Source organism: Pseudomonas sp. RV120224-01b, from assembly GCF_003208145.1.
In the GTDB taxonomy this organism is placed as follows: Bacteria; Pseudomonadota; Gammaproteobacteria; order Pseudomonadales; family Pseudomonadaceae; genus Aquipseudomonas; species Aquipseudomonas monteilii.
In genome coordinates this window covers 20,992-34,959 of the sequence record NZ_QKMQ01000028.1, presented here as the reverse complement: position 1 = coordinate 34,959, position 13,968 = coordinate 20,992, and the positions used below count along the sequence as shown (strand labels likewise).

Here is a 13,968-nt window from a genome sequence, read left to right as displayed (position 1 = left end):
GTCGCCAGCCAGGCGTCATGGTCGTTGCTGGCGTGCAAGGCCTGGTTGCGCAGGGCGGCCATCCGGCGTCCCAGCTCGTCGCGTTCGGCGAGGAAGCGCCGGTATTTGTCCAGATCGAGGCGCTGTGCCAGGCGCGCGCCGTGGGGGGAGTAGTCCTTGTGGGTGAGGGCCTGGAAATGTGATTCGGCGGGCGACAGGGCGGGGCCCCGGCGTTCCGTGCCCAGCCGGAACGCGGCGAGTTCGGGCGAGGCAGCGTCGGCCGGGTACATACTCTCCAGCGTCTTGTTCAGCAGCATGGCCACCAGGTTGCGATGGTGAAAATCACGGCTCTGCGTGCTCAACTGTTCGGCATCCAGCTGGAAGCACGCCGGCACGCGTTCGTTCTCGGGCGGTTGGGCGGGTTTGGTGTGTTGCAGCTGCTCGGCGGGCATCAGGTCACGCAGCTGGTGCTGGTAGGCCGACACCGACAGGCTCAGGTCCAGGGCCATGCCTTCGGCGTCGGCGAGCGCGACCACCACCGGCACTTTGGGTTGGGTCCAGGGATAGTGCCGGGCCACGGCGACGAGGTTGCCGATGGGCAAGGTGTCGGTGATCGGGTCGCTGCTCCAGCTCAGCGGCATGCGCCGCTCGGTGGGCTTGAAGTCTTCGACCCAGGTTTGCAGGGCACTGACCGGCAAGACATGGGGCTGGGTCGAGGGTGCCCGGTTACCGGCTATCAGTTCGGCCATGTCCAGCCGGCGCATGTGCCGTTTAAGCAGGGCTGGCGAGCCGGTGATGCGGGCGGTCATGGCGTTGGTCCACAGGTGCGGGCTGTAGCCGATCCACACCTCCCTGGCGGTATCGGGGCAGGTGTCGGCCCACACCCAGCCCATGGGGCGGCTGGACAGGTAACGGTCACGCCGGTGGTAGCCATCCAGCCCTTTGTAGAGCAGTTCCTTGTAGAGGCCCGCGCCAACGTACTCATGGATGACCAGCTTCTGGCCCAGAGTGCCTTTCATGAACACGTAGACATAACCCGGGCGCAGTGCGCGGAGGGTATAGGCGGAGTGCTGCAGTGGTGCGAAGCCCTGTTCAAGGTTAAAGCCTGAGTCGGCGTATCGGCAGGCGAGTGCGTCAACGGTGCGCGGCACGATGGCATAGCGAATAGGCAGAATGGGGACGCGTGCGCTGCAGGCAGGGCCGGAAGTGGCGCTGCTGACACTGTTGTCATTCATGGCTGGGCTCCTTGCTTTTGACCAAGGCGTGCAGTTCGTAGAGTCGGCCCTGTGGAGACTCCTCGAGGTTGGTGTAGATCTTCCCGGCCTGGTCATCGGTCATGAGCCACATGTGCCTGGCAATCAGCCTGATGAACTCCCCAGCGACTTCCTCATCGCGAAAGTTGAGGGCTTTCAGTTGTGGCAGCAGGCTTTCAATCCATTGCCTGATGTCGGCCAATGTGTGGGTGGCGTGCTGTGGCAGGGCTACCACCTCGTGTGCCAACGTGAGCACGAAATGCTCGTGCATGCCTGCCTGCAGCCGCTCAAGTTCAAGCCTGCCAAGTGAGAGCGGGGCTTGCGAAAAGCAGCGTGTATCGGTCGGGCTGCGTTCGAGTGATTTCCACGCGTGAGCTGGCCCCCAGTTGACTCGCCAGGTCAGCGAAGTCACGGGCCCGAGCCATGCATCCCGGTGCTTTTCATCCAGTGCATCCAGCCAGGCCGCCAGGTGGTCCGGGTTGAACTGGAAAGTGGCCAGCCCCTGATCCGGAAGCGAAATTTGTACAAGGCTGGTGAAATGGTCTGCCAACTGGGCAAGGCCAATCTCGGCATCCAGTGCAATGACGCCGCCAATGGGTATCCAGGTAGCGATTACATGGGCAAGCAGTTCTGGTGCATCTGACACGGCTACCAGCAACGGCCCGAAGTCATGGCGTTCGTCCAGAGCGCTGCGCCTCCACAGCCACGCATGCTGGGTGTTCAGGCTGACATCATTGATAAGCTCAAGCACCGAAGGGGCATAGGCGGGTACCAGCTCACCATTGGCAGGTATTTGGGTTATAGGCCGGTAGGCCCAGTGCTCGATCACGCGGCTTTCGAGCAGCAGAAAGCGAGCGTTCTTCCCGAAGTGCTCGCTCGGTTGTGAGAGGGTGGTTGTTGTACTCATTGGCCTGGCCCTCGCATACAGCGGCAGTCGGGCATGGCGCAGGTGCCATCGGCGCGGCGCCCGCACTGGCGCTCCAGAGGTTTGCCAGTGACCGGCGTGCCGCTGATTGAAAAGGGGTTGGTTGCCCCGTCTGCAGACTTGAGCATCTGGCCGTTGATGCGAATCGTCGGGCTGTCCAGCGTGATGCCTGTCTCGTCGATCCGGATGGCGCCCCCAGGGCCCTGGATGATCACCGCTTCCGCTGTGCGAAGCTCATAGCGGCGTGTTCGCCTGCGGATCTCCTCACGGGCTTCAAGCACTGCAAGCCCTTCGACCTGCTGATTGAGGTTACCGCCGATAAGGGTGTGGTGATTGGCGGTGATCCGGTCGTGGCGGTGATTACCGATGGTTTCAACACGGTCCTTGGCAATATTGATGGTCTGGTTGCGACCTATATCGAGCGCGGCATCCTGGCCAATGGTGACGCGCTCATCATTGCCAACCGTTTCCGTGCGGTCACGGCCAATCAGAATGTTTTCGTCGTTACTGACCTGTTCATGACGATCATTGCCGACCTGTGTCGTCTCGTCGTGCTTGACCACGTTGTTCTGGTCTTTCTGGGCATGGATGAACACCTCTTCCTGGCCCAGTTCATCTTCAAAACGCAGTTCATTGAAGCCATCACCCTTGTGGGTCTGGCTTTTGATGGTCATGCGGGTCTTGTGCCGGGGCAGGTCGTAAGGCGGTAGCTGGTCACCGCAGTAGGTGCGCCCGGTGATCATTGGCTGGTCAGGGTCGCCGTTGACGTAATGGATGATCACGTCCTGGCCGATACGCGGGATAGCCATCGAGCCCCAGCTACCGCCGGCCCAGCCTTGGGATACCCGTACCCAGCATGAACTGAACGCGTTGTCCTGGCTTTCGCGGTCCCAGGGGAAGCTGACCTTCACCCGGCCCCACTCATCGCAATAGATCTCCTCACCTGGCGGCCCGACAACGGTCGCCATGTGGGGGCCATCAACACGTGGCCTGGGGAGCGGGGCAGGGCGCCATTCAGTTCGGCCTGGCACCAGTAGCGCTTTTTGTTCGTAGCGTGTGCCTTGGTCGGCACCGGCCGACTCTTCCTGCAGGCTGGTGAACTGGCTGCCTTCGTGGGTGACCGTGCTTGCCCGCCAGTGCACATTCAGGTCTTCCCGGGGGTGGCCGGTCAGGGTGAAACTCAGGCCCGGTTCCAGGCGTACATCGTCGCCTCGGACTTCGGCAATGCGCACGTCGTGGCGCAGGGCGGTGATGCGGTTTTCGGTGAACGGCTTGCCGACGGCATCGCGTTTGTAGCGGCCGGGGTAGTCGAAGCACTCATAGTCTGTGGACTGGTGTTCCAGATGGGGCCCCGAGGCCCGATGTTCCTGGCGATAGGCCGGGTGGGTGAAGGTGTAATCGCGCTGAACCTGGCGTGCGGTTCGCACGTGTTCGCTGTAGCGCAAGTGTTGCAGACAAGGGGTGTGTCGGGTGCCCCCGCTGTTGGCGTGGTACAGCACGGTGGAAGGTCTGGCTGGTTTGTTACCCTCGACGAAGCCTTCGTCCTCATCCTCGCCATGGGCTGTGTCGCACTCGATATGCCCCAATGTGAGCAGCCGGTCGGTGATGATCAGTTTGTGCTGCTTTTCAGTGTGCTCAAACCGATAGACCATGCCTTCTTCAGCAGCGATGCGGGCAAAGAAGTCGAGATCGGTTTCGCCAGCCTGTACGCAGAATTCCCGGACGTGGTAGTCGAAGCCGGTGCCGAATTGATACTGGACGATACCTTGACGCTTGAGCATCAGTTCGAGAATTTGCGGGGCGGTCTTGTGCTGGAAGATGCGCCAGTTCGAGCGCAGCCTGGCGCGGGCCAGTTGGGGCTCGACCAAGGCATGGTAGTAGGTACGACAGAAGCCACTCTCGCCCTGGCTGAAGCGGCTGACCAGGCCGTGTACGTACCGGACGGGGCGTTCACCCTGCCAGATGGTGAAGAGCACGGGTTTGTCGAGCAGGTGGCCGAAGTCGATGTCGTGTTCGAAGCTGACCAGCTCCAGGGTCAACGTAAACGGTTGGCTGAGCGCTTCTTCGAGCTTGAATGACACCACTTCGAACTCAGCGTTGCCAACGAGTGGCTGGAAGCTGTATCGCAAGTCAGATTGGCTGGGCATAAGCAGTCCTTGTCGGCCGTCTGAGGTTTCAGAAGACCGGGCAGGCTGGCCTGCCCGGTTGCCGTACTGTCAGATCACACGGCTGTCTCTTTGGGCTTGCGCCAGTCATCCCCGCCTGCGGTGCTTGCGGTGAGGTGCTCCCACTCGATGCCGCGATAGGCCATCGAAACTTTGAAGAACTGGGTGAAGTCGCTGTTGCCCTTGTCCTGCACGTGCGGCATTTCGAGGTCGATGTCGATGATTACTGCGTCGATCAGTTTGGTTGTGAAGAACCGTTCCTGTGTGCCTTCAACCGAGGTCCGGTACCAACTGAGCTCGACGTTGGGCAGCATTTCACCGCTGGACAGTGCGCTGTACAGCAGCGGAACCGCCTTGTTCAGGGCGCAGGTGATAATCAGCGGCCCATGTACCCGCTGGCCTGCTGGCTGACCACTTTGAGGGTCCGTGGGTACGGTGATGCGGTGTTTGACTTCCTGCACCAGCATCTGGTCTTCGTGGCCTTCTACGAAAATGTTGCCGACGGAGTCGGACGTGAATGCACCTGCGGTGATATTGCCTTGGGTCTTGCCTTCGATGGCGATGTAAGCGGGTGTTGGCATGGCAGTTTCTCCTGCGTCCATGTGGATTAGCACGCACACCACAGGTGGCGTGGCCATCGAAAACGATGGGCTTTTCAATGAGGCAGATGCCTCGCTAATGGGGTGAATTCGGTGGGTGCATGTAGCCTTCACCTACTGCTGCAGGATGGCGTTGAGCGACTCCAGTACTTCGGTGGTAATCAGGTGCAGCCGGTAGCTGTAGATGCCGTAGGCCACGGCCATGGCGATGGCGGAAATCACCAAGGGGCTCCACCAGGGCCATTGCCGGTTCATGCGAAAATTGCGTGGGGCCACATTGGTGTAGGGGTCGCAGACTTCTTCAGGGGTGGGGCCACGCAGTTCGCGGATGATCCCGTGCAGTTGGTGAATCAGTGCAGTGACGGTTTCTTCGCCTTTCGGCGCCAGCGCATACTTGCCCCTCAGCCCAAGGCAAAGGGCGAAGTACATGAACTCCAGCACGTCCTGATAACGCTTGGGCTCCTGCATCAGGCGCGAGATCAGGGTGAAGATCTTTTCTCCGCCCCAGGTTTCGTCGTGGAAGATGCTCAGTAAGGGTTCCTGGCTCCAGCAACTGCTTTTGCCCCAGGGCCGCTCCATGACGGCTTCGTCGATGAACAGGCACAGGCCGTAGGTATACGCCAGCAGCTGAGCGGGCTCGTACCCGTGCTGGCGCATTTCTTCCTGAATGTTGTCGATCTGGTTGCGCACTTGCTGGTGCACGTCTTTGATATTTGGCAATTCGTCCAGCGTACGCAGGCGTATGACCAAGCCAAACAGCGGTGATGCGGCATCCAGCATCAGGTTGGCGAACCCGCCCCGCAGCTGAAACTGCGGGTCGGCGGGATAGCCTTCATAAGCAGGCTCAGGCTTTTGCGCAGAGGCTTGCGTATCGGCCGGCGCGGCCTGGTCGTCGGGTACTGACGGTTTGAGGGTTGCATTCAGCTGACTGACTTCAGCGTTTGTTGCATCGGTGGGGGTAGTCGTGTCATTTGCCATCTCACTGACTCCTGATCGCCCAGAACTGCAGTTCGAGGCCGGGGAATTCGCCCGCGATGTGGAGACCAAAGCCATTGGCCTCGGCCATGCACGCCCAGGCCGGGTCGCGCCTGTTCACCTCGAAGTAACTGAAGCCCGCGTGAAAAGGCAGGTCGCGCGGCGCCACCGGCAAAGGCAACAAGGGGATGCCCGGCAGTTGCAGCGGCACCAGGTCATACAGCGACTCCAGTGAGGTGATCTTGGCTTTCTGGATGAACATCTGGCGCAACACCTGCGGTGGCAGGTCGGCGCGCACGGCAAGGATGAAGTCGGCTTCGTCGATCAGACGGCGGTCTTCCAGCCTGGTCGTCATCACACCGAACGCTTCGTTCACCAACGGCAGTGAAACGGCGCGTGGCTGCAGGACGGTGCTCAGGGCGCGGCGCAAGGTGTCTTCCAGCGGCTTGAACGAAGTACGCAGCGCCGTGTGGTGGTACGCGGGGTAATCTTGCGGGAGCCTGTTTTCGTCGGTGAACGTGACAAACTCGCCGCAGGCCTGGCTCATGCACAGGTAAAGCTGCTCGGGGTGCGTTTGCGCTTGCCGGGCAAGGTGCTGAAAGCACGGCCACCAGCGGTTCATGGCCTGCAGTAGGTTGAAGTCGCGAATGTCGGCGATACCGGACTGGCCCGAGGCGCCAATACGCTTGGCAAGGCCTCGCGCTCGCTCGCGCAGGGTGTTGGTCATTTCGTCAAGGAACCGCTGCAGTGCCGGCACCGCCCGCACCGACACGCTGGTGGGGTAGAAGGTTTCGTCCAGTTGCAGGCTGCCGTCGGGGCGCCGCTCCAGGATGCGTGCCATGGCCAGGCGTGTGTAGGCACTGCTGTCTTCAGCCTTGCGTTTTAGCTGCAGGTTGGGCATGGCAAGGTCTACCTGTACCAGGTCACCGTCCGCAGAATGGGTGTCCTTGATCTCCTGTGGCTGGGCGGTGTAGCGGAAGTTGGCGGCAGTGTCGGGCCAGCTCACTTCGCAGCCGCCCTCGGTGCGCAGCGGCAGGCACAGATACACCTCGCTGTCCTTGCACGCGTCGTCGTCGATTTCCAGCGGTGGCGGCGGCGGCAGGTCGGCGGGGATGTCAAACACGGTGCCGTCCGGCATGACGCCCCGCGCCCGGGTGATGGCGATCTTGCCCAGGCTCAGGTACTCGTCGTTCAGCTGTAGCTCGCTAAAGCCGTAGAAGGCTGCGTTCAGGCTGGCAAGGCGCTGGTGGAGGGCTGCTTCACCCGCCCGGGCTGCTTGCTGGAAATGCTGCGGTTTTACGAACAGGCCTTCGGGCCAAAGAACGGGATTGCGTGAACTCATGGGCACTCCGTGTCAGCGTGAGTAAGCGGGAAGGGCAAAGGGAAGTAGACGGGCCATCAGTCTTCTTCCTTGAGCACGATGTGCGTGTCGTTGACCAACACCGACAGCATGATCTGGCGGCCACGCGGCGGAATGCGCAGCACTTGCCGCCAGCTGGCGTCCTCAAGGCCTCGGTAGTCGGCAATCACCGCCACGAAACGGGTTTCGGCATGGATGGGTTCGAACGGGATGTACTTGAACTGGCCAGGGCGCAGCAGGTAATCGTCATCACGGATGTAGGTACTGCGCAGGGCTTTGGCGGGGTCCTGGTCCAGCAACTGGTACACGGTGTTACGCAGTAGCGAGTCGTCGCGCAGCTGCAGGATCTTGATGGCAATCGGCGTGGCGACGGGTTCCGAGGCCACGGTTGTGGTGTGCGGCAAGGTCAACGTTACGGTCGGGTCGTCGTAGCTGCCGGGGGTGCTCTCTTCCAGAGGAGAGCGAGCCGGGTCATCGTTGCCTTCCTCATCCACCTCGACGAGGGACATGGCTGGAAACTGCTCGTGCAGGTATTCCAGCAGGGTCACGATCTTTTCCGTCAGTGCATAAGGGTCGCCCGCACTCAGGGTTACGGCGTAGGGGCTGGGCTCCAGGGTGCTGTGCTGTTCTTCGGCCGCTACCTCAAGGCTGTTCGGATTACCATTGAGGGTAGGGCTCGCGTTGATGCTGAACGCAACTTCGGTCGGATGATCCTTCGGCGGCCCGATGGGCAGCGTGTGGTCCATGGCAACTTGGCTCATCCTGCTTAACGAGGTGCAGCCGGCACCCCCGAACATTGCAACCAGCAGGGCCGCGACCAGCAACGGTTGGCGGGTCATGGGCGGTCTCCGGCAATCAGCCGCAGCAGCGGGCTCGACGGGGAAGCCTCCGACTCAGCGGCTGCATCCAGCGCTGCCAAGGGATCGTTGCCCATGGCGGGCTCGAAGGCCGAGCAGATCTCGGCAGCCGGTTGGGTAGCAGAGGGTTCGATCGGCCAAGGGGTTGCTGTTTCTTCGGCTATGAGGCGGTCGAGTACCCCCTGATCCGGATAGAACATGTCCTCCAGCGAACGCATGGTGGCGGGGTCCTGGGCGTACTGAACCTGTAGCCGATAAGCCCCCACCCGAAGCTGGTCGCCTTCAAGCAGGCGTCTGGGTGGGTGTGCACCCAGGCTGGTGGTGCTGCCATTTAGATAGGTGCGCTGGCAGTGATCGATCACACAGAAGCTGCCTTCTAACCAGCGGATCTCGCAGTGGATGGGCGCAACGCTCTGATTAGGGTCGTCGAGCTGCCAGCTTGTCTTTGCGCTGCCAATGGTTCCGCCCTTGCAATCGAATCGGTGCCTGGCGATAACGCCATGTCGCAGTTGGTCAAGGTTGATGATGCTCACGGTCAATGTGTTCATGAGCGCCCCCTGAACCGTACAACGGGACTGATCTGGCCATGCCGGTCGTCGATGAAGCTGGTCCAGCCCAGGTAGGCGCCCTGGCTGCGGTGCAAGCAGAAGGGTGATAACGCGTTCTGCTTCAGGCGCAGCTCCAGGTCGTAGGCAAGGCCGTCACGCAGCAGAACGTCGATCAGTGCGCGCAAACGGCCGAAGTTGATGCCGCTGGGGAGCAGGTCCCGCAGCTGCGCCTGGTCGAGCTCGCTGATCACGATGGTGAACTTGCTGCTGCGTGTGCGTGTACGGCTGCCGATCATGAACGTGCTGCCCAGCTGGCCGTTGGCGCGCCCCAGGCTTACGCGTTGCCCGACTGCAGTGGGCACCGAGCGCGTTTCGAACTCGCGGATCTGCACATGCTTGAGGTCGAAGCAGTGCGCGATTATGCCGGCCACGGTGCCTGGCGCACGGCTGCGGCTGGCGATGACCCCGGCAAAACTGAGCAGGCGGCTCCAGGGCAGTGCCGTATCCCCCCGCAGTTGCTTGTCGTTAAGCCCCAGCAGGGCAAAAACGTACTGCGAGAACCCGTCACGGGCACCCGGCTGGAAGCGGATGTAATACCGGTATTTGCGCCAGCTGCGGTGCAACAGGCTGAGCAGGTAGTGGTTGAAAAAGTCGAAGAATGCCGGCCGTACACCGATGCCTTGCGCATGTTCATAGGCCACCTGCTCCAGGTAATAAGTGGGCAAGGGTGAATCGGTACCGTGTAACCCGAGGAACGTGGCAACGACCCGGTAGCGCGCCTCTTCGTCGGGCATGCGTTGGGCTTTGTAAACGTCCGATACGGGAAAGGTCAGCCGTGGGTCACAGGCCAGGCGCACGCGCAACCGGGTGGCCTCGTCAGGCCAACGGGGCTCCAGATCGTCGCCATGCAGCCCATGCAGCCGCTCCAGCAACTGGAAGAAGTTGTACTGGTGCGCCTCGGTGAGCAGTCTGTCGGCTAGATCAGCGGTTGTTTGCCGGTCTGTATTGGCCATGTGTAGTGCTCGTTGTTGGTGATGTTGATCACTTCCAGCTGATGGAAGGAATTGATGCTGGCGTACAAGGCAAAGAAGTGGGCAAGCACGCAACTGAACAGGTACAGGTCGCCTTCGCAGAGGAAGGCGGCCTGGTCCAGCTTCAGCCGGGTGTGCAGGCCGCGAATGGGTTGCCCCTTGATTAGCCAGTCCATGGGCTGTGTATGAATGTCGCGCATGCCGTCCAGGCGCTTCTGGGTGGTGCGCGCCTGCTGGATGTCGTGCAGGGCGACGAAGTCGTAGGCGCGGATCACCGCTTTGAGCGGCTCGACCGAGAGCAGGGACAGGTAGTTGAGCGACATGTTGGAAATCAATGCCCATTGCAACTGGCCGTCCAGCACCGGGCGACAAGGGCGGGTGGGCTTGCAGATGTTGGTGTAGGTGGCCAGTGGCGGCGTAAACTCGGTACGCGCGTTGATGTCACCGATGCCCAACGCCAGCGGCAGGTTTCGATTGGTGCACGTCAGGTCGATGGACGCGGTTTCCAGCTCGCCGATATAGCTGTTGGCATCGGCACGAACGAAAGCGATGCGGTGCGTGACGCCATCGCCGCGCAGGCACGCTTCCAACTGGTAGCGGTAGTACAGCGCAGTGCGTCCTTGAACGTGCTCGATTTCATGGGCGAACGATTCGAAGGGACGGAACGTTCGCAGGTGCTCACCGACACTCCCGTCGGTCGTCGTTCGCGTGCTGATGACCTGGTCGACACTGAAAATTTCGTAACCGTACGGCTCCGCTCCCTTGGGTTTCAGTGGGACCAAGGCGTCCTCGCTGGACAAGTCGATGGGCTCGGCACTGTGCTGGAACAAGTTGACTGCAGGTGCGCAGAACAAACTGAAATCTGCGTTGCTGACACGCAGTGTGTCGGGTAACTGGCGCGTGAAGTGAAACTCGAGGCTTACCGCCAGGCTGTCATGCGCTGGCCAGGCTTTATCCAGCCCGGTAACGCTGAAAAAGTGGAAGCGCTGGGGGAAGACGAAGTACTCCTGCAGGATCCGGTAGCCATCAAAGACGTTTTGCGGGTAGGGCAGCAAGGCGTCGTCGGGGCTAAATCCCGGGAAGGAGATGCTGCCGGCCGGCAGCCGACGAACTTCACCCTTGACGATCACGTTGATGTGCTTGAGGTATTGGGAAACCCACAGGTACAACGTGCGGGCGGTACGGACATCACCGCTGAGGTAAAAGTCGAGGCTGGAGCAGCCCAGGCTGTTCAGTGGCCGGTCGACCAGTGCCTGCAGGCCGATGCGTATCACCGCGTTGTCGAGTGTCTGGGTTGCACTCACCGTGTCGATCTTGAACGGATGAATGTTCACCGCAGTGCATGTGCGGAACTCGCAGGCTATGCCGTCCACAGGTTCCGAGCATAACCTCGACCCCTTCGGAATGTGCTGGGACTGGCTTAGGGATTGTTTGACCGGGGTGAACTGGATGATCGTCGCGCTGGGCAGGGGCCTCAGGTAATTGGGCCACAACAACTGCAGCATCGGGTGAGTCAGCTCCGGCAGGTCGTCTTCCAGTTTGAGCCGCAGTTTGGCCGTCAGGAATGCAAAGGCTTCCATCAGGCGTTCGACATCGGGGTCACTGGCACCTGTGCCAAGCAGCCTTGCAAGTTGTGGGTTGTCCTTGGCGAAGTCGTTCCCCAGTTCGTGCAGGTAACGCAGCTCTTCGCTGAAGCGGTCTTTCAGTGACATCGGTCACCTCACTCGGGTGTAGCGGTTGTGCCCGTTGACCAGCAGCTCGAGTTGCAGCTGCTCTGCGTGGTTGTTGACCTGCACCTGGCAATCGAGCCTGAAATGCAGCTCCAGCGGGGCATGGGTATCGGGCACTGCCTTGAGCGTGCGTATCTGGATACGTGGTTCGAAGCGCTGGAGGGTGCGGCGAATATCCGCGCTCACTTGTACGAGCAAGTCGCCGCGGTTCACGTCATGCCCGTTGAAGTCACGCAAGCCCAGCTCAGGACTGCTCTGAGAGCACCCCTGGCGGGCGTTGAGCAGCGTTTCGAGGTGGCGCTTGATGGTGGCGAACGTGTGCGCAGCGCTTTCCTGTCGAGTGGCCTCGGGACGGGTACTCTGATCCACCGTCAAGCGTTCAAAAAAACCACTCATTGCGTATCGAGCCGCCCAACCAGAGAGATCTCGAAGTTCGCGCCCATGTACTTGAAGTGCGGACGCACGGCGATCGAAACCTGGTACCAGCCTGGGTCACCGGCAACATCCGAGACTTCAATGCGGGCGGCACGTAGCGGCCGGCGGCTGCGAACGTCGGCAGACGGGTTTTCCTGGTCGGCGACATACTGCTTGATCCACTTGTTCAGCTCGGACTCAAGGTCTCGGCGTTCCTTCCAGCTGCCGATCTGTTCGCGTTGCAACACTTTGATGTAGTGGGCCAGCCGGTTGACGATGAACAGGTAGGGCAGCTGGGTCCCCAGCTTGTAGTTGGTCTGTGCCTCCAACCCTTCGGGGGTTTTCGGGAAATTCTTGGGTTTTTGCACCGAGTTGGCTGAGAAGAACGCTGCATTGTCGCTGTCTTTACGCATGGTCAGGGCGATGAAGCCCTCTTCGGCGAGCTCGAACTCCTTGCGATCGGAAATCAGCACCTCGGTAGGAATCTTGGCCTGCAATTGCCCCAGTGACTCGTACAGGTGGACTGGCAGGTCTTCGACCGCACCACCCGATTGCGGGCCGATGATGTTCGGGCACCAGCGGTAGCGGGCGAAGCTGTCGTTGATGCAACTGGCCAGCAGGAAGGCGGAATTGCCCCACAGGTAGTGGTCATGCCGCCCGGCGATGTCTTCGTTGTAGTTGAAACTCTCGATTGGCTTTTCTTGCGGGTGGTAGGCGGAGCGCAGCATGAAGCGTGGCCCGGTCAGCGCGACATGACGGGCGTCTTCGCTTTCGCGAAAAGCACGCCACTTGGCATGGCGTGGGCCGGCGAAGAGGTCTTTTATTTCCTTGAGGTTGGGCAACTCTTCAAAGCTGCTCAAGTTGAAAAACTCGGGGGAAGGTGCGGCCAGGAAGGGCGCGTGGGACATGGCACCTACGGAGGCCATGTAACTCAACAGTTTGATGTCCGCAGAGGCGGGGCCAAAGTTGTAGTTACCTACCATGGCCGCAACCGGCTCTCCCCCGAACTGGCCGTACCCGGCGGTGTAAACATGTTTGTAGAGGCCGCTGCAGGTAATGTCTGCGGCATTTTCGAAGTCGTCGAGCAAGTCCTCTTTGCTGATGTGCAAAATTTCGAGCTTGATGTTCTCCCTGAAGTTCGTGCGGTCGACCAGAAGTTTCAGGCTACGCCATGAGGACTCAAGCCGCTGGAACTCGGGTTGATGCAAAATGGCATCCATCTGTTTGCCGAGAACCCGGTCAACCTCTGCAATCATCTGATCGACCCGGTGTTTGTTGATCAGTTGATCCGGGTCATTGCTTTTGAGGATTTCGGCGATGAAGGCAGATACGCCCTGCCTGGCAACCTGATAGCCCTCCTGCGTAGGTACCAGTTTGGTTTCTGCCATGATCTGGTCGAGCAAGGTGCCATTGCCCAATGTATCGAGGGTTGCGTCTGTGGTGACGGTGGTGGTGTTTGGCTTAGGCATGGGGACGCTCCGTTGTCTCAGTCTTTTTCTGGTGCTTCAGGTACCAGGTCCAGTTCTTGCGCGAGCTGTTTACGGGTTTGCTCGTTGTTCAGCAGGTGTTGCAGTTGCTTGCGGAAGGCCGGGACGTTGCCAAGCGGGCCTTTCAGGGCGACCAGCGCTTCGCGCAGTTCCAGCAGCTTGTTCAGCTCGGGTACCTGTCGCGCGATTCGGTCCGGCCCGAAATCGTTGATGGAGCTGAACTGCAGATGGACCGCCAGCTCGGCATCCGGGGCTGCACTGAGCACGGAAGGCACAGATACCGCCAGGCTCACGTTGGCGTCGTTCAACACGCTGTTGAACGTGTGTTTGTCGACACGCATCACCTGACGGTCTTCGAGCGCGCGGTCTTCATCCAGGCCGAAGTCGCCCAGTACCAGCATTTTGTGGGGCAGCTCCACCTCAGCCTGCTCATCGCTCGTCGCGGGGACGTATTTGATATTGACGCGTTCTTTAGGCGCGACAGAACCCGTATTTCTAGACATCGGTACGTAACTCCCTGTTGGTTTGTAGGATGTTTAATTGTGGGTTTTGTTTAATGTGCTGTTTCTCTTGTAGGAAGTTTCTTACATATGTTTATCTGGTTGGGTGAGTTGCCTTGCTCCTATAAAAACCATGCAGGGTTAA

The 13,968-nt window shown here is 60.4% G+C and carries 13 protein-coding genes; all 13 read right to left on the bottom strand.

Annotated elements, in window-relative coordinates:
• A partial coding sequence (locus N436_RS27900) for a T6SS effector BTH_I2691 family protein (RefSeq protein WP_305887908.1) occupies window positions 1–1,214 on the bottom strand: 1,214 nt, incomplete at its 3' end.
• The gene (locus tag N436_RS27895) at window positions 1,207–2,139 is read right to left on the bottom strand and encodes a DUF4123 domain-containing protein (RefSeq protein ID WP_110742464.1); all 933 of its coding nucleotides are present in this window, start codon (window positions 2,137–2,139) and stop codon (window positions 1,207–1,209) included. The genes N436_RS27895 and N436_RS27900, both read right to left, overlap by 8 nt.
• Entirely contained in the window at window positions 2,136–4,304 is a 2,169-nt protein-coding gene (locus N436_RS27890; RefSeq protein ID WP_110742463.1) for a type VI secretion system Vgr family protein, read from the bottom strand. Before N436_RS27890 ends, N436_RS27895 begins: the two co-directional genes overlap by 4 nt.
• 74 nt (window positions 4,305–4,378) lie before the next feature.
• Window positions 4,379–4,903, bottom strand: a complete 525-nt coding sequence (locus N436_RS27885) for an Hcp family type VI secretion system effector (protein WP_110742462.1) — start codon at window positions 4,901–4,903, stop codon at window positions 4,379–4,381.
• Window positions 4,904–5,035: 132 nt separating this feature from the next.
• Entirely contained in the window at window positions 5,036–5,899 is an 864-nt protein-coding gene (icmH, locus tag N436_RS27880) for a type IVB secretion system protein IcmH/DotU (RefSeq protein WP_110742461.1), read from the bottom strand.
• Between the two features lies 1 nt (window position 5,900).
• Window positions 5,901–7,238 (bottom strand): type VI secretion system baseplate subunit TssK, encoded by a 1,338-nt coding sequence (tssK, locus tag N436_RS27875; RefSeq protein WP_110742460.1) that lies wholly within the window; start codon window positions 7,236–7,238, stop codon window positions 5,901–5,903.
• Between the two features lie 56 nt (window positions 7,239–7,294).
• Entirely contained in the window at window positions 7,295–8,095 is an 801-nt protein-coding gene (gene tssJ / locus N436_RS27870; RefSeq protein WP_110742459.1) for a type VI secretion system lipoprotein TssJ, read from the bottom strand.
• Window positions 8,092–8,661, bottom strand: coding sequence for an FHA domain-containing protein (locus N436_RS27865; RefSeq protein ID WP_110742458.1), 570 nt, complete (start codon window positions 8,659–8,661; stop codon window positions 8,092–8,094). The genes tssJ and N436_RS27865 overlap by 4 nt, the downstream gene beginning before the upstream one ends.
• Entirely contained in the window at window positions 8,658–9,674 is a 1,017-nt protein-coding gene (gene tssG / locus N436_RS27860) for a type VI secretion system baseplate subunit TssG (RefSeq protein WP_105948595.1), read from the bottom strand. Before tssG ends, N436_RS27865 begins: the two co-directional genes overlap by 4 nt.
• Complete coding sequence (gene tssF, locus N436_RS27855; RefSeq protein ID WP_110742457.1) at window positions 9,638–11,404, bottom strand: type VI secretion system baseplate subunit TssF; 1,767 nt, start codon at window positions 11,402–11,404, stop codon at window positions 9,638–9,640. The genes tssG and tssF overlap by 37 nt, the downstream gene beginning before the upstream one ends.
• Window positions 11,405–11,407: 3 nt before the next feature.
• Window positions 11,408–11,818: a type VI secretion system baseplate subunit TssE gene (gene tssE, locus N436_RS27850; RefSeq protein WP_105948597.1), complete on the bottom strand. Its 411-nt coding sequence runs from the start codon at window positions 11,816–11,818 to the stop codon at window positions 11,408–11,410.
• Window positions 11,815–13,305 carry a type VI secretion system contractile sheath large subunit gene (gene tssC / locus N436_RS27845; protein WP_110742456.1) on the bottom strand — a complete coding sequence of 497 codons (1,491 nt, stop codon included), beginning with the start codon at window positions 13,303–13,305 and terminating at the stop codon, window positions 11,815–11,817. The genes tssE and tssC overlap by 4 nt, the downstream gene beginning before the upstream one ends.
• Window positions 13,306–13,322: 17 nt before the next feature.
• Window positions 13,323–13,826: a type VI secretion system contractile sheath small subunit gene (gene tssB / locus N436_RS27840; RefSeq protein ID WP_105948599.1), complete on the bottom strand. Its 504-nt coding sequence runs from the start codon at window positions 13,824–13,826 to the stop codon at window positions 13,323–13,325.
• Window positions 13,827–13,968: the final 142 nt, after the last annotated feature.